The organism is Streptomyces sp. NPDC033229 (assembly GCF_055576875.1).
The window spans coordinates 407513-423960 of record NZ_JBVIQR010000002.1; the positions used below are offsets into that span (position 1 = coordinate 407513).

Genomic DNA, 16448 nt, shown 5'->3' on the forward strand with positions numbered 1-16448 from the left:
TCTCCCCCGGTTCAGTAGACGCCTTCGACGGCGCCCTCCACGTCTTCCCCGCCCGCCCCCGGCGTCCAGGGGCGTACGGCCGCGACGCCGTCCCACGGGAACCACGGGTGGGGGCCGGTCCTGACCGCGCTGTCCCGCTCCAGCAGGTTCGGCAGGAACAGGTCCTCCAGCAGTGTCGTCACCCGCACCCGGCCCCGCTCGCCGACGGCCACCTCCCGCCACGGGTCGTCGGGGTCGACGACCGTCATCACGGCGAACGGCGGCGGCAGGTGGTACGAGTGGCTTCCCGGCTCCGGCCCGTCGGCCTGGAGGGCGTGCCCGGCCAGCGTGTTGCCGTAGGTGTCGATCCACTGCACGTCCCGCAGCTGCTCCTGGCGCAGGTACCGCGCCTCCGCCGCAGTGCAGGACGTGCCGCCCGTGCACACCGCTCGCAGCCCGTACGCGTCGATCGGCTTCGGCAGCCGCATGGCGAGGGCCAGCAGCAACCGGGCGGTGGTGAAGAGCAGGGTGGGCCGCTCGGCGGTCAGCAGCACCTCCGTCTGTGCCACGAGGTGGTCGGTGTACGCGTCGGCCTCGCCATGCGCCCTGATCTCCGACTTCACCCACCGGGGGTCGAAGTCGACGGCGAAGACGGCCCCGCGCCAACTGTCGGCGAGCCCCTCCACGAAGTGCCCGTACGCGTGCGGCCCGGCGGGCGTCATCGCGAGGACGTCACCGCCCGCCACGCCCCGGGCCTCCAGCATCGCGCGGTAGACCACCACGTCGTACGCGAGCCGGGAGACGTTGACGATCCGGCAGGGCGGCCCGGTGGTGCCACCGGTCTCGAAGACGCGGAACGGGCGGCCTTCGTACCCGCGCGGCAGCAGCTCCCGGGCGCTCGCGGCCCTCAGCTCCGCCTTGTCGAACAGGCCGAAGAGCGCGAGAGCGGCGAACCCGTCGATGTCGGTGAGCGGATCGAACCCCAGGCCGGAGCGGCGGGAGAGCCAGAAGGGCGAGCCGGTCGCGGGGGAGAAGTGCCAGCGCATCATCCGCCGCGTCCACGCGTCGAGCCCGATCCGCAGCTCGGGCACGCGCTCGCGCATCGTCGCGTAGAGGTCGGTGGTCATGCCGGTCCCTCCGGGGGCCTGTGGACGAACAGCGAGCCGGCGGCAATCGCCTCGGCCCCGGCGGGTGAGGTGGTCACCACGGCCGCGAACGGGAAGGGCACCTCGTGACCGACGAGCGGGTGGCCGGGATCGTCGGAGGCCAGCAGCGCGAGGGTGGGCAGGGCGTACACGTCCGAGCCGGTGGTCCCGGTACGGGCCGTCGGCGGGCGCCGGGTCAGCAGCCGGTCGCCGGGGCGCAGCCGCTCCCGCACGCCCCGGGCCGCCCGCTCCGCCTCGCCGGGTGCGCGGCAGGCGGTCAGTGGCCAGGGGGCGGCGGGATCGGTGGGGAGGGCATCGAGGGCCTCGGCCAGGGCGGCGGCCAGCGCGTCCGCCCCCGGACCCGGACACACGACCGTGCGGACATTGGTACAGAACCGGCCCCCGTCACCCGCGATCAGCGGCAGCAGCCACGCCACGGCTTCGGACGTGCCCGTCCCCGGCGGCACGAGCGCGCAGCCGCGCCCCGGTCCGTGCACGGACAGCCGCGGCGCGCCGCGCACGGAGGCCGCCAGCCCCGCGCCCCCGTAGACGATCTGACGATCCGTGAGCCGCACCAGGCCGCGCAGCGTCCGCCGCTCCGACGGGTAGAGGCCGAGCCGCCAGGCGGGCCAGCCGACCGCGAGCAGAGCCGCCACGAGACGGGCGGCGGAGCAGGGTTCGCGGCGGCTGGGGCGCACCCAGACCGCCGCGCTGCGGTACGCCTCGGACAGCACGGACTCCAGGCAGGAGAAGGTGTTGCCCGGCAGCGACACCAGGGACAGGGCCTCGTCCGGCCCTCCGGCGCCCGGTACTCCGGCGTCGGGCAGCGCCTCGCGCAGCAGCCCGCACCAGCGGTCCACGAGCGCGGCCGGAACGCCCGCCGTGGCCCACATCGCCGCACGGAACTCCGCCGGGCCCTGGACCAGCGAACCGCCGATGGTCACGGTGCCGTCCGCGAACAGCTCCAGCGCCTCGGCCAGTAGTTTCCGCCGGGCGGCGGGACGGAACTCCGCTTCCCGCGCGAGGACTTCCGCCTCCCACCAGCGCCGGTCCGCCGCCGCCACGACCTCGGGCACCAGGGCCAGTTCGGCGGGCGGCCCGGGCAGCCGGAGCGTGTCCGCCGAGCGGTGCCAGGCCGCCCGGCGGAAGGCGGGCAGCGTGGCCGTGCGCGCGGTCACGACAGCTCGCTCCGCAGCGCGGCCGCCACCCGGATCTGCTCGGCCTCCGTCAGCGTGGGGTAGAGCGGCAGCGCCACGTGCCGTTCGGCGAACCAGCGGGCTCGTGGGAAGGCCGCCCCTCCGTCTCCCCGCTCGCGGAAGAACGGCTGGTCGCAGAGCAGCGTGTCGTAGACCTCGCCCGCGAGCGCGACGCCGTGCCGCTCCCGCAGCCTCGCCTTGAGCCGCCCCCGGTCCACGGGATCGTCCAGATAGGCGAGATATTTGTAGAAGTTGCTCTCCGACGCCTTGGGCGGGACGTACGGGCGTAACCCCGGGACACCGGCGAGGAGTTCGTCGTACCGGGCGGCCAGTGCCCGGCGGGCGGCGAGGGCCGGGGCGAAACGCTCCAGGTCGACCGTGCCGACGGCCGCGTGCAGTTCGCTCAGCCGCCAGTTGCCGCCGGGCCGGTCGTGCAGGGTGGAGCCCGGGGCGCTCTTGCCGTGGTCGCGCCAGCGCCGCGCGCTCTCCAGGTCCTCGGGCCCGGCGCCGGTCAGCAGCCCGCCCTCGGCACTGGTGGCCACCTTCGTCGGGAAGAAGGAGAACGCGCCGAAGCGCCCGAAGGCCCCGGCCGCCCGCCCGTGCAGCGTGCTGCCGAAGGCGTGCGCGGCGTCCTCCAGCACGGGGATGCCGCGCGCCCGGCACTCCTCCAGGAGCGGTTCGAGGGCGGGCGAGACGACACCGCCGATGTGGACCGGCACGACGGCGGCGACCGGACCGGCCGCCGCGAGCGCCGCCCGCAGGGCGTCCGGGTCCATGCCGAGCCCGTCGAGTTCCAGGTCCACGAAGCCCACCCGCGCCCCCGCCCGGACGGCAGCAGCGGCGGTGGCGAAGAACGTGTTGACGGGGACGAGCACGGTACGGCCCGCGACGTCCAGGATGCGCAGCGCGATCTCCAGGGCGGCGGTGCCCGAGGAGAGGGCGACCGCCTCCCGCCCGTCGGTCCAGGTGCGGGCCAGCGACTCGAACCGGGCCACCTGCGGCCCCTGCGTGAGTACCCCGCAGGCCAGGGCGTCGTCCACCCGGTCGCCGATCGTCCGCCGCTCCTCCGCCGTGAAGCGGACGCGCTGCGCGGGCACCGGGGCGGTGGCGGGCGCGGCGGGCGCGGCGAGGGCGCGGGTGAAGAACGCGGCCGCCCGCTCCCGGTCGGTGCCGTGGCCCATGTCGAGCTCCAGCACGTCCAGCAGGTCCGCCGCGCCGGCGGCCGTGTACGCGCGACGGACCGTACGGGCGGCCTCGCGGGCGTCGGCGGGGTCGAGGTAGGGGTCGCGCAGCCCGTACTGGAGCTGGAGCGGGGCGGGGGCCAGGGCGCCCAGCAGTTCGGGCAGGTCGGCGTATTCGAGGATGCCCGGCAGCACCGCCCCCTCGAAACCGGTCAGCAGCCGGGCGAAGAGCGCGGGGTAGCTGCCGAGGTGACCGGCCACGCAGACGGGCGTCGGACCGTCCGGCCTGTCAGGCCCGTCCGTCAGGAGGGCCGTGTGCAGGGCGACGGCCCCACCGAGGCTGTGGCCGAAGATCCCGGTCCGCCCGGGCGCGGCCCGGGGGTGGGCGCGCAGCCAGTCGAGGGCGGCGGTCGCGTCGCCGATCAGGGCGCCCAGCAGCGAATGGCCGCGCAGCGCGAAGGCGTGCGCGAGGACCGTCCCCTCGTCCCGCCCGGCGAGCCGGTCCGGGTCGAGACCGCCGTCGATGCCGTGGTCGACGGCGAGGGTGAGGAAACCCGAGCGCGCCAGGTGCTCGGCGACGTTGCGGTCCGGGTGGTCGGGCGGCTCCTCGCCGGTCAGCTGGCCGAGCCGGGCGTTCTTGCCCCCGACGACGAGGACGGCGGGCAGCGGCCCGCTCCCGGCGGGGGCCAGCGCGGTGGCCCGGAACCGGCCCCGGGCCGGGCTGTCGAACAGCAGCCTCTCCCGGACCAGCCCGCCCGCCGTCTCGGGCGGCCGCTCGCTCGTCGCGGCGACCGGTCCGCGCTCGGCGCGCGCCAGCCGGTCCACGACGTCCCGTACGCGCCGGGACCACGCGGTGAACCCGTCGACCCCGGCCGCCTTGCCGGGGGCGGGCCCCAGTGCCCGCTCCACGGAGAGAAGTTGACGCAAACGATGGATCTGCATGGAGCCCTTCGCGGTGGAGGAGGTACGTCGTCGGCGGTAGGGCGTGCTCTGCCCGGATGCGCGGGACCGATGACGCCGGGCAGGCCCCGTCCGGCGTCAGACGAAGTCGGCGTGCAGGGTGCTGGGCACCTCGACCGCGTACGAGGCCAGTGCGTCGTCCAGCCGGATCCGGCCGCGCCGCAGCAGTTCGAGCAGCTCGTTCTGCGGGCGGTAGAAGCAGGACTTGCACAGGTCCGTCCGGAGCGGGTTGGAGGCCTCCCACTCGGCCCGTGGGCCACCCTCCAGCACCTCCGCATAGCCCGTCTCGATCACATCGCCGATGCGGTAGCGGCTGTTGAGGTGGACCTGGGGGCACGGGTAGAGATGCCCGTCGGCGCCGACGGCGGTAACGAAGCGGCTGTAGTGGCAGCGGTCGAAGTCCCCCTCGACGGCCTCGACCTGGTCCATCGGCCCCCGGTCGAGCTTCGGGACCGACACCTCGAAGCCGTCGTCGGCCAACGCCGCCGCCTCGGTCAGCGCCCCGGCCACCTCGGCCATGACCGCCTCGATCGTCTCGTGCCCGAGCGCGCTGTAGAACTCCGGCTCGAACCGTACGTAGTGCGCCCCGGCCTCCCGGGCCACGCGCGCGGCGGCCAGGATCTCCCGGTGGTTCCGCTCGGTGATCACGTAGTTGAAGCCGATCCGGAAGTCGGGATCGATGGCCGACTCCCGCAGTCGGCTCACATTCCGCAGGAAGGACGTGAAGGTGTGCTCACGGTCGCGGGTGATCTCGTCGAACGTGGCCTCGGTGCCCGCGTTGAGGCCGATCCGCACCCAGGTGTGGGTGGAGGCCACGCACTCCGCCAGCGCCGGCCTGCCGAGCCGGGAACCATTGGTGATCAGACCGATGCGCAGCCCCGCCTCGTGCCCGGCGTCGCAGATAGCGGAGTAACCCGGGTGGATGGTGCACTCACCGCTGCCGCAGAACGTCACCGCGCGGCCGTCGTTGGCGGCGAACTGGCGCATGAGGGAGACGGCCTTCTCCGTCGGGATGGAGTCCTTGAAGGAGAAAAGGTCGTAGAACTGCTCTTCATTGGGGGAGTGGAAGTTGCAGAAGTTGCAGCGCATATTGCACGCGCCCATGATGCCGATGCGCATATGGACGGGCCGGATCTCCTCGCCCGCCACGAATCGGCGCAGCAGATCGCCGTGGGCGAGGACCTTTTGCGGGGAGTGCGCCCGGTCGAGATTGACCACGGGCAGTCCGGGACGGTTGTTGGTGGGGGCGGCCGCGTCATAACTCCGCACGCCTGCGGTGTCGTTCATGGTGTTCCTCTCGCAGCTCTCGCAAGGCCAGAGGTTCGGCGTGGCGACACTATGAGTCCGCGTCGGGCAGGTCAATAGGTCTAGACCGTTCCTGGTTTATCGGCCGTCGTCGGCCTAACTCACCTATTCCGGACGTATGCTGTCCGGCCGCCTCGCGAACGGTCCTCGAGGCTTGGGTAGCCGGGGTTCCGCCGTGGCGCTGCCGCGTCTTGCCCATGGGTGTGGTGCGCGGTGTCCTGGGCGGGCCCTTTGCTATCCGGGCGCCCATGGTCCGGGAGCCGGTCTGGCCGTAGCTCTCCCGGCACGATCCTCTGTTCATGCGCGGGTCACACCTGGCCGACGCCGGGCCCCATGTCCGTGGGCGCGTCGTGCGATGACGAGCGAGGCGGCGTGGTGCCGCGTCGCCCGACTGTGGGTGGTCTGACGGCTGAGGGCGGCAAGCCAGTGCCGGCCGCCCCAGCGGCTGGTGTAGGCGGGATCGACCGCGATCACTACGAGACCGGCATGGTGGGACATTCCTGCGATGCGATCGCGGAAGCGTCCGGTGGGGATACCCGCGACGGTGCGCCGGAAGGCCTTGCCCCGGCGTCCTCGGCCCATGGTTTCGCGGCCGGTGGTTCGCGCGTCGGTGAATGCCAGGTTCTCGATCGCGATGCCCGCGCAGCCGTGTTGCCGGGCGTGCCGGATCAGCTCGGTGATGGCTGCGCGGAGACGTCCGTCACGGGTGGTGGTGGAACCGCTGAGGTCCAGTGGAATGGTGTGGGGGTTGCCGATCGGGTTGCCGTGCCCGTCGATGACACAAGCGGCGAGATGGTCCGCGTTGAGATCCACGCCCAGCAGACGTTCCCCGGCCAGGTCCTCCGGTGCGGGCTGAGGGACGGCCGGGGTGGACCAGGAGGCGTCGAGGTATTGACGCCCGCGCCTCGCGTCGAACGTGATGTCGTAACGGACCGCGCGGTTGGCAGTGACCCGGTCCAGCCACTGCTCCCGCCGGTGACTGAAGGCTACGGTGCAGGCGAGCCGATAGCGTCCGCGTGGGCTGTTGGCCAGGTGGCGCAGTGGCGCAGGCAGTACGAGCGACACGCTGCCATCCGTCGGATCCACGGCGATCGTGTAATTCCCGTACGGCACACCGGATTCCCCGTCGGCGGTGAGGAACACGCGCGCCGCATCCCACCGTCGGCGCCACTCATGTTCGGTGAGGCCGGTGTGGTCGAGGTGGTGGCGGGTGCCCAGCAGACGCCGTCCGCCGAGAACGATCGTCGGGTGGCCGGACTCAAGCCGGTTGCGAGCGGCGTCGAGGCGAGCGGTGAGTACGTGTAAGCGGCGTTGCTTCGCGGCACGTTCGGACCGAGTCGGATAGCCGCTGATCCGTCCCGCCCGTTGTCCGCAGGGGACTGCGAGACGGCTGCGGATGACCTTGACTGTGCGGGCCAGGGAGACCACCTCGGCACGCAGCGTGCGCATGGCGAGCTGGTACTGGTCTTCGGATCTCCGGGTCATGGCCCCGGCCCATCGTGAGGACGACACCGCAGTCAGCGCCTTCTTGCGCTCTGCGCGCCGGGTTTCCTTTGCTGAAACGGTCCCGATCCGAACACGCGCGGCGAGATCCGCCCGATAGTGCGAGCCCAGGTGCCGACCGACCTGCCACAACACGTCGGCATCCTGGGGTGACAGGCGTAAACGGGTACGGATGCGGGCACCCGTTGGTGCCGCGACCGTGAAGGGCGCCGCGAGTGTACGCAGCGCCCTCGTCCTCGTCTTGAGCCTGGTCACTCCGATCCAGCCCTCCAGCGACGCCGTCGGTAAGGCTCGATGGTCATGCTGAGCTCAACGGTAGCCGACTGATCAGCTTCGCCCACGGTGGACTTGACTGCCTGGGGCTCCGCGTGCCGAGGGTTCCGTGGCCTTGCGCCGATGGTTGTGCGGTCCGCTGACCGTGCGTCCCCGTCGAGGTCATCCGGATGCGGCGCTCCGCTGTCTCGCTCGTTCGGCCGGGGAAAGACCCTCAGCCGCGCGGTCCCGGGACTTCTTGCGCCACCGGCCGCCGCAGCCTCGCCACGCTGTGTTTTCCCGGGGGACAACCCCCGGAGCCCCCAGCCGCGCGCGGGCTCCGGGCCCCCTGCTCCGCCGGCCGCCGCGCCCGGCCCCGGCCTCCTACTCCGCCGGCCGCTGCAACCTTGCGACGAACTTGTACCGGTCACCCCGGTACACCGACCTGACCCATTCCACCGGCGCGCCCTGGGCGTCCAGGGAGTGCCGGGAGAGCATCAGCATCGGCAGGCCCACGTCCGTACCGAGCAGGCCCGCCTCGCGCGGGGTGGCCAGGGAGGTCTCGATGGTCTCCTCGGCCTCGGCGAGGCGGACGTCGTAGACCTCGGCCAGGGCCGTGTAGAGGGAGGTGTACTTGACCAGGCTCCGGCGCAGCGCCGGAAACCGCTTCGCCGACAAATGGGTCGTCTCGATCGCCATCGGCTCACCGCTGGCCAGCCGCAGCCGCTCGATGCGCAGGACGCGACCGCCCGCCGCGATGTCGAGCAGGGCGGCGAGCCGGTCGTCGGCGGTGACGTAGCCGACGTCGAGGAGCTGCGAGGTGGGCTCCAGGCCCTGGGCCCGCATGTCCTCCGTGTAGGAGGTCAGTTGCAGCGCCTGCGAGACCTTGGGCTTCGCGACGAACGTGCCCTTGCCCTGGATGCGCTCCAGGCGGCCCTCGACGACCAGCTCCTGGAGCGCCTGGCGCACCGTGGTCCGGGACGTGTCGAACTCCGCCGCCAGCGTCCGCTCCGGTGGCACCGGGGTGCCGGGAGGCATGGTTTCGGTCATGTCCAGCAAATGCCGTTTAAGGCGGTAGTACTTGGGAACGCGCGCCGTCCGCCCGCTCCCCGCGGCGCTGCCGCTCTCCGCCGTACCGCCCTCGGTCACCATGGTGCGCCTTCCCGACTCCGATCCTGCTGCCGTCACCGGCTCCTCCGTAAATCGCGGTCACATCGTGGCACGGGCAGAGCCCGAGGAGCCCGGAGACGCCCAGGTCGACCTCGAGGTGTCGGTCCGGTAACGGAGCCGACAGCGACTCTTATACACCCTTGACACCCCAAAAGGTCTAGGCCAAGCTGCGGGCACTGGTCTAAACCATTAAAGACCACATTCGGTCCTTGAGGAGAGTGCTGTGAAGCGTGGGCTCATAGCGGCGACGGGTGTCGCGGCCATGTTGGTGAGTGTTGCGGCCTGTGGGTCCAGCGACGGGGACAAGGAGTCGGATGCCGGCGGTTCCCAGGGCAAGAGCCTGACCGTCTGGTTCATGGATGGCTCGAATCCGCCTGCGTGGACGAAGTCGGTACAGGCCGAGTTCGAACAGAAGACCGGGGCCAAGCTCAACGTCAAGATCCAGAAGTGGGACGGCATCCAGCAGAAGCTGACCACGGCCCTCTCCGAGTCCAGCCCGCCCGACGTCGTCGAGATCGGCAACACCCAGACGCCCTCCTACGCCCAGACCGGTGGTCTGCAGGACCTCGCCGATCTCAGGAAGGAGATCGGCGCGGACTGGACCGAGTCCCTCAACAAGCCGTCCGTCTTCGAGGGCAAGCAGTACGCGGCGCCCTGGTACGCCGCCAACCGTGTCGTGATCTACAACAAGAAGATCTGGGCCGACGCGGGCATCAAGGACGTCCCGAAGACGCGCGCCGACTTCTTCAAGGCCCTGGAGGCCATCGAGAAGAAGGGTGACGCCGAGCCGCTCTACCTGCCCGGCCAGAACTGGTACTTCTTCGACGGCCTCACCATCGGCACCGGCGCGGACCTGGTGAAGAAGGACGGCAAGAAGTACGTCTCCAACCTCGGTGACCCCAAGGTCGCCAAGGCCATGGACATCTACAAGCAGTACCAGGCCTTCAGCAAGGCCCCCAAGGACAAGGACGAGGCCACCCCGCAGCAGGCCGACATCTTCGCCAAGGGCAAGACCGGCGCGTTCATCGGAATGGGCTGGGAAGCCCAGACCGCCATCAAGGCGAACCCGGCCATCGAGAAGGAGATCGGCTACTTCACCATCCCCGGTGAGAAGGCCGACAAGCCCGAGGGCGTCTTCCTCGGCGGCTCCAACCTCGCCATCTCCACGGGCAGCAAGAAGCAGGAACTCGCCAAGGAATTCCTCAAGATCGCGCTGTCCGACAAGAACGAGGGCGCGCTGGCCAAGGAGGTCGGCTCGATCCCCAACAAGGATTCCCTGCTCCCGAACGTGAAGGGCAACGCGGCCGCCGAGGCAGCCGCCCCCGCCGCCAAGGGTGGCGGCACCACCCCGCTGATCCCCGAGTGGGCCCAGGTGGAGAACGCGCCGAACCCGATCAAGGCCTATATGACGGCCGTCCTGAACGGGAAGTCGCCCGAGGACGCCGCCAAGCAGGTCGAGGCCGACATGAACAAGCGCCTCAGCCAGAAGAACTGACCTGATCGGTTGATGACGGGGGCCGGCCGACGCCGGGCCCCCGTTCCACCGCGCCTGCACAAGACGCACCTACGCACAACACGCAACACCGTTTGACAGGGGAGAAGGCGGACGACGATGTCAGCGCAGCTCAAAGAGGCGGCGGCCGAGCCCGCGCCCCGTATCAGCAAGGGCGGTGCCCCGCCGCCCCGCCGCAGCCGGGAGCGGGCCGCGAAGAGCGTGCCGTACCTCCTGATCCTCCCCGCCGCCGCCGTGACGGTGCTGCTGCTCGGGTGGACGCTGGTGAAGAACGGCATGCTGTCGTTCCAGAACCTCAACCCGCGCCAGCTCATCCAGCACATCACCGAGTGGAACGGCGTCGAGAACTACCAGAAGGCGCTCGGCAGCGCCGACTTCTGGCGGGTCACCGGCCGCTCGGTCGTCTTCACCGGCGCCAACGTCGTCCTGACCATGACGCTCGGCTGTCTGATCGGTCTGCTGCTCGCCCGGCTGGGCACCAAGATGCGGCTGCTGCTCTCGCTCGGCCTCGTTCTCGCCTGGGCGATGCCCGTCGTCGCCGCCACCACCGTCTTCCAGTGGCTCTTCGACCAGCGCTTCGGCGTCGTCAACCACGTCCTGGACGCGCTGGGCTGGCACGCGATGGCCGACTTCAACTGGACCAGCGGCCAGTTCTCGACCTTCTTCGTCATCACCGTGCTGATCGTCTGGCAGTCCATACCCTTCGTGGCGATCAACCTCTACGCGGCGACGACCACGATCCCCAAGGAGCTGTACGAGGCGGCCTCGCTCGACGGCGCCGGCCCCTGGAAGCAGTTCACCTCGGTGACCTTCCCCTTCCTCAAGCCGTTCTTCCTCGCGACGACCTTCCTCGAGGTCATCTGGGTCTTCAAGGCGTTCCCCCAGGTCTTCGCGATCAGCGAGGGCGGCCCCGACCGGCTCACCGAGACGCTGCCCGTCTACGCCTTCGTCGAGGGCATGGGCAACCAGCACTTCGGGACGGGTGCCGCGATCTCCATCCTCACCATCGTGATCCTGCTGGCCCTCACGGCGTACTACCTGCGCCTGGTTCTGAAGCAAGAGGAGGACGAGCTGTGAGGCGTTCGCTGCTCGGTCGCGTCTGGCCGGGGGCGACGGCGGTCGTCCTCTTCCTCGGCTTCGCGTTCCCCGTCTACTGGATGTTCGCGACGGCCTTCAAGGCCAACAAGGACATCGTCGCCGACGACCCGGTCTGGTTCCCGACCAGTCCCACCTTCGACCACTTCGAGACGGCGGTGAACGCCGACGGCTTCTGGACCTTCGTCGGCAATTCCTTCGCCGTCACCCTGATCGCGGTCGGGCTGTCGCTGGTGATCGCGCTGCTCGCGTCGTTCGCCGTCGCCCGTATGCGCTTCAAGGGCCGCAAGAGCTTCGTCCTGGTGATGATGATGGCCCAGATGGCCCCCTGGGAGGTCATGGTCATCGCGTACTACATGATCGTGCGCGACGCGGAGATGCTGAACAGCCTCGTGCCGCTCACCGCCATCTACACGGTCATGGTGCTGCCCTTCACCGTCCTGACACTGCGCGGCTACGTCGCCGCCGTGCCCAAGGAGCTGGAGGAGTCCGCGATGGTCGACGGGTGCACCCGCACCCAGGCCTTCGTGCGGATCATCTTCCCGCTGCTGGCACCGGGCCTGATGGCCACCTCGCTGTTCGGCTTCATCACCGTCTGGAACGAGTTCCCGATGGTCCTGATCCTCAACAAGGACGCCGCGGCCCAGACACTGCCCGTCTGGCTCACCGGCTTCCGCACCACCTTCGGCGACGACTGGGGCGCCACGATGGCCGCCGCCTCGCTCTTCGCCGTCCCGATCCTGATCCTCTTCGTCATCCTCCAGCGCAAGGCGGTCGGCGGTCTCACGTCCGGCGCAGTGAAGGGCTAGCACTACTTCCATGGACACGCTCACCCGAGACGCCCTCACGGTCCTCCAGCCCGGCTTCACCGGCACGACGGCCCCCGACTGGCTGCTGCGCCGGCTCGGCGAAGGGCTCACCTCCGTCGGCCTCTTCGGCCGCAACATCGCCTCGCCCGAGCAGCTCGCCGCGCTCACCGCGCAACTGCGTGCCGAGCGGGCGGACGTGCTCGTCGCCATCGACGAGGAGGGCGGCGACGTCACCCGCCTGGAGGTCCGCACGGGTTCCTCCTTCCCCGGCAACCTCGCGCTCGGCGCCGTCGACGACACCCGGCTGACCCGGGCCGTCGCCCACGAACTCGGCCGCCGCCTCGCCGCCTGCGGGGTCAACCTCAACTGGGCGCCCTCCGCGGACGTCAACTCCGACCCGGACAACCCGGTCATCGGCGTACGGTCCTTCGGCGCCGATCCCGCCCTGGTCGCCCGGCACACCGCCGCCTACATCGAGGGCATGCAGGCGGCCGGGGTCGCCGCCTGCGCCAAGCACTTCCCCGGCCACGGCGACACCGCCGTCGACTCGCACCACGACCTGCCCCGCATCGACGCGGACCTGACCACGCTGTACGCCCGCGAGCTGGTGCCCTTCCGGGCGGCCGTCGCCGCCGGGACCAAGGCCGTGATGAGCGCGCACATCCTGCTGCCCGCGCTGGACGCCGCACTGCCCGCCACGCTCAGCCCGGCCGCCCTGCACGGCCTGCTGCGCGGGCCGGCCACCGAGGGCGGCCTCGGCTTCGACGGACTCATCGTCACCGACGGCATGGAGATGCGGGCCATCTCCGGTACGTACGGCATCGAACGCGGCAGCGTCATGGCCATCGCCGCGGGCGCCGACGCGATCTGCGTCGGGGGCGGGCTGGCCGACGAGGACACCGTGCTGCGGCTGCGCGACGCGCTCGTGCTGGCCGTACGGGCCGGTGAGCTGCCGGAGGAGCGGCTCGCCGACGCCGCCGCGCGGGTGCGCGCCCTGGCGCGCTGGACCTCGGGGGCGGGTGCGGAGCAGGTGGGGGTCCCCCCGGCGAAGCGAGGGGGAGGGGCCGGATCCGCCCCCGAGGTGGGGCTGACGGCGGCGCGGCGGGCTCTGCGCGTGACCGCGACGGGCCCGTACGAGCCGATTGCCGGGCCCGCGTACGTCGCCGCGTTCACCCCCGTCGCGAACATCGCCGTCGGCGACGAGACGCCGTGGGGCGTGGCCGCCGAGCTGGCCAGGCTGCTGCCGGGCACGGAGACGGGAACGTACGGGCGTGACGCGGCCGGAACCGAGGAAGTGCTGCGGGCCGCGGGGGGCCGGAGGATTGTCGCCGTGGTGCGTGACGCGCACCGGCACCCGTGGATGGCGGAGGCGCTGGGCGCCCTCGTGGCGGCCCGGCCGGACACGGTTGTCGTGGAGATGGGGCTGAACCAGGCGCCGCCGGTGGGTTCGCCGCACATCGCGACGCATGGTGCGGCGCGGGTCTGTGGCTTGGCTGCTGCCGAGGTGATCGCGGGGGGTTAGGGCCCTGCTCGCGCAAAACGCCGGACGGGCCGGCTGTCCAGCCCGTCCGGCGTGTGAGGACCGGGGTCCGGGGCGGAGCCCCGTTTACAGCCCCTGCCAGGCCGGCTTGTTCGCGTAGGTGTGGCGGAAGTAGTCCGCCAGCTTCAGCTTGGACGCCGCGGCCTCGTCGACGACGACGGTCGCGTGCGGGTGCAGCTGGAGCGCCGAGGCGGGTACCAGCGCGGAGACCGGGCCCTCGACCGTCTGCGCCACGGCGTCGGCCTTGCCCTCGCCCGTGGCGAGCAGCACCAGGTGGCGGGCCTCCAGGATGGTGCCGATGCCCTGGGTGATGACGTGGTGCGGCACCTGGTCGATGTCACCGTCGAAGAACCGCGCGTTGTCGACGCGGGTCTGCTCCGTCAGCGTCTTGATCCGGGTGCGGGAGGCGAGCGAGGAGCACGGCTCGTTGAAGCCGATGTGCCCGTCGGTGCCGATGCCGAGCAACTGGAGGTCCACGCCGCCGGCCTCCGGCAGCGCGCGGTCGTACGCCTCGCAGGCGGCCTGGACATCCTCGGCGGTGCCGTCGGGACCCATGAACGACGCCTCGGTCAGCCCGAGCGGCTCGACGACCTGGCGCAGCACGACCGACCGGTAGGACTCGGGGTGGTCGGCGGGCAGCCCGACGTACTCGTCGAGCTGGCAGACGCGGGCACGCGAGGCGTCCACGGCCCCGGAACGGACCTTGGCGGCCAGCGCCTCGTAGATGGGCAGCGGGGTCGAGCCGGTGGCCACGCCGAGCAGAGCGTCGGGCTTGCGGCTCAGCAGGGAGGCCATGGCCTCCGCGATGAGTTCGCCGCCTGCCTTGGCGTCCTGGACGATGACAACTTCCACGCTGGGCCTGCCGATCTGGAGAATGGGCTGGTGGTATAGACCAATCTAGCGGGTTCGCCGTGCGGCGGCCAGTCCGGCGGTTCGTGGGGGCGCACCACCGCTGCGCGGCGGTGTCCTCAAGCGCCGGACGGGCTGGTTTTGGCTGATGTCGGCCGCACCGGCTGCCCGGGATGGCGGCTTGGCCCAGCCCCATCAAGCCCGTCCGGCGATTGAGGACGCGCCCGCAGGGCGCCCGCCGCCGCAGGCGGCATGACCGGGCCCGCGGCCTAAGATCCGCCGGACACCCTGGGCCGCGGCAGCGACCCGGCGCCGACGGCCAGGAACCCGCCGGCCAGGAAGGCCGCCGCGGCCAGGCACGCCGAGAGATGAAGGCCACCCGTGAGACCGCCGGAGGCCAGCGTGCCGAAGAGGGCGACGCCGACGGCGCTGCCCACCTGGCGGGAGACGTTGAAGACCGCCGATGCCACGCCCGCGCCGTCCGCCGGGGCCGACTCGATGATCGCCGCCATGGAGGCCAGGGCCGTCATGGTCTGGCCGAGACCGGTGGTGATCAGGGCGAACAGCAGCACGGGGTAGGCGGTGCCGGCCCCGGCGAGCAGCCAGCCGAGAAAGCCGACGGCGCCGAGGAAGAGCCCGACGGCCATGGGGACGTACGGGCCGGTGCGGGCGGCCACCCGGCTGAAGACGGGAGCCGCGATCAGGCCCATGCAGACCGAGGGCAGCAGCGCCAGGCCGGTGGTCAGCGCGTCGTAGCCGCGCTCCTGCTGGAAGTAGAGGGTGGAGAGGAACAGCATGCCGTAGTAGCCGAGGCTGATCAGCAGGCCGATCGCGGCGGTCGCGGAGAAGGCGCCGGTGCGGAACAGCGACAGGCGCAGCAGCGGGGCCCGGCCGTCCGGCCGGGTCCGCACCGAGGCCTCCAGACGGCGCTCGACCGCGATGAACAGGGCCAGGGCCACCACGCCCACGGCGAAGAAGCCGAGGACGAGGGGAGAGGTCCAGCCCTGCGAGCCGGCCTCGTTGATGCCGCCGGCCAGGGCGACCAGCCCCACCACGCCGAGGACCTGGCCGGCCGGGTCCATCCGGTGGGTGGCGGGCTTGCGGGTGGCGGCGGGCAGGTGACGCAGGGTCAGTGCGACGGCGAGGGCGCCCACGGGCAGGTTCAGCCAGAACACGGCGCGCCAGTCCAGACCGGCGATCAGGAGACCGCCGACCACGGGTCCGGCGCCGAACGCGATCGAGGCGACGGCGCCCCAGATGGCGATCGCCCGGGCACGGACGGCCCGGTCGGGGTAGGTGGCCTGCAGCAGGGCGAGTGAGGCCGGGACGAGGAAGGCGGCTCCCGCCCCCTGCGCCAGCCGACCGCCCACCAGGACGGCCATGGTGTCGGCGAGGCCGCAGGCGACCGAGGCGGCGGTGAAGACGGCGAGGCCGGTGAGGAACATCCGGCGGTGGCCGAGCCGGTCGCCGAGGCCGCCGCCGAGCAGCAGCAGTCCGGCGAAGAGGGTGCTGTAACCGTCGACGATCCACTGCAGGGCGGACGGGCCGGTGTGCAGGGAATCGCGGATGTCCGGCACCGCCACGGTCACGACGGTGACGTCCAGCATCACCAGGAAGTAGCCGAGGCTCAGCGCGATCAGGGGGGTGAGGGCGAGGGGTGGGCGCGCGGCGGATCCTTGTGGATCAGCGAGCGGCTTGGGGGCACCTCCCGGCGGTAGCCGGGGGAGCGTGTGGGCGGAAGGCGTGTGATCGGAAGGCGGGGGATCGGAAGGCGGGGGATCGCCCTCGTACCGGGCGTACTCGGGCGACTCCGGCGACGCGGCGAGCGGGCGTGCCGGGCGTCGGGAGCCCGCGAAGATCCGCCGGACAGGCCCTGGGCGCCGCCGATCGGCTGTGGAGTTGACGGTCATGGACTCAGTCTCGGGTCCGGATACTTCGTCGGGCAGCGAAG

13 protein-coding genes are annotated in these 16448 nt (G+C 71.8%); 5 read left to right on the top strand and 8 right to left on the bottom strand.

Annotated elements, in window-relative coordinates:
• Positions 1-11 precede the first annotated feature (11 nt).
• The 6 genes from ACZ53N_RS03795 to ACZ53N_RS03820 all read right to left on the bottom strand — a co-directional run bounded on the left by ACZ53N_RS03795 (position 12) and on the right by ACZ53N_RS03820 (position 8673).
• Entirely contained in the window at positions 12-1106 is a 1095-nt protein-coding gene (locus tag ACZ53N_RS03795; protein WP_469139335.1) for an acyl-CoA synthetase family protein, read from the bottom strand.
• Positions 1103-2302 carry a hypothetical protein gene (locus tag ACZ53N_RS03800; RefSeq protein WP_469139336.1) on the bottom strand — a complete coding sequence of 400 codons (1200 nt, stop codon included), beginning with the start codon at positions 2300-2302 and terminating at the stop codon, positions 1103-1105. The genes ACZ53N_RS03795 and ACZ53N_RS03800 overlap by 4 nt, the downstream gene beginning before the upstream one ends.
• Positions 2299-4443, bottom strand: coding sequence for a DegT/DnrJ/EryC1/StrS family aminotransferase (locus ACZ53N_RS03805; RefSeq protein WP_469139337.1), 2145 nt, complete (start codon positions 4441-4443; stop codon positions 2299-2301). Before ACZ53N_RS03805 ends, ACZ53N_RS03800 begins: the two co-directional genes overlap by 4 nt.
• Positions 4444-4539: 96 nt before the next feature.
• A complete protein-coding gene (locus ACZ53N_RS03810) occupies positions 4540-5748 on the bottom strand; it encodes a radical SAM protein (protein ID WP_469139338.1) in 1209 nt (402 codons plus the stop codon).
• 315 nt (positions 5749-6063) lie between these two features.
• Complete coding sequence (locus ACZ53N_RS03815; protein ID WP_469139339.1) at positions 6064-7404, bottom strand: nuclease/transposase family protein; 1341 nt, start codon at positions 7402-7404, stop codon at positions 6064-6066.
• A gap of 501 nt (positions 7405-7905) precedes the next feature.
• Positions 7906-8673, bottom strand: a complete 768-nt coding sequence (locus ACZ53N_RS03820; RefSeq protein WP_469139385.1) for a GntR family transcriptional regulator — start codon at positions 8671-8673, stop codon at positions 7906-7908.
• On the opposite strand from ACZ53N_RS03820, the gene ACZ53N_RS03825 reads away from it, so the two are divergent.
• The 5 genes from ACZ53N_RS03825 (at position 8603) to ACZ53N_RS03845 (ending at position 13630) form a co-directional block, all read left to right on the top strand.
• Entirely contained in the window at positions 8603-8803 is a 201-nt protein-coding gene (locus tag ACZ53N_RS03825) for a hypothetical protein (protein ID WP_209519050.1), read from the top strand. The genes ACZ53N_RS03820 and ACZ53N_RS03825 overlap by 71 nt on opposite strands.
• Positions 8804-8914: 111 nt before the next feature.
• The gene (locus ACZ53N_RS03830) at positions 8915-10186 is read left to right on the top strand and encodes an extracellular solute-binding protein (RefSeq protein WP_469139340.1); all 1272 of its coding nucleotides are present in this window, start codon (positions 8915-8917) and stop codon (positions 10184-10186) included.
• A 117-nt stretch (positions 10187-10303) separates the two neighbouring features.
• Complete coding sequence (locus ACZ53N_RS03835; RefSeq protein ID WP_469139341.1) at positions 10304-11281, top strand: carbohydrate ABC transporter permease; 978 nt, start codon at positions 10304-10306, stop codon at positions 11279-11281.
• Positions 11278-12108, top strand: coding sequence for a carbohydrate ABC transporter permease (locus ACZ53N_RS03840; protein ID WP_469139342.1), 831 nt, complete (start codon positions 11278-11280; stop codon positions 12106-12108). Before ACZ53N_RS03835 ends, ACZ53N_RS03840 begins: the two co-directional genes overlap by 4 nt.
• Positions 12109-12118: 10 nt before the next feature.
• Positions 12119-13630, top strand: a complete 1512-nt coding sequence (locus ACZ53N_RS03845; RefSeq protein WP_469139343.1) for a glycoside hydrolase family 3 protein — start codon at positions 12119-12121, stop codon at positions 13628-13630.
• Between the two features lie 84 nt (positions 13631-13714).
• On the opposite strand, the gene nagB is transcribed toward ACZ53N_RS03845, so the two are convergent.
• The gene (gene nagB, locus ACZ53N_RS03850; protein WP_130879853.1) at positions 13715-14500 is read right to left on the bottom strand and encodes a glucosamine-6-phosphate deaminase; all 786 of its coding nucleotides are present in this window, start codon (positions 14498-14500) and stop codon (positions 13715-13717) included.
• Positions 14501-14766: 266 nt separating this feature from the next.
• The gene (locus tag ACZ53N_RS03855; protein WP_469139344.1) at positions 14767-16407 is read right to left on the bottom strand and encodes an MFS transporter; all 1641 of its coding nucleotides are present in this window, start codon (positions 16405-16407) and stop codon (positions 14767-14769) included.
• Between the last annotated feature and the right edge of the window lie 41 nt (positions 16408-16448).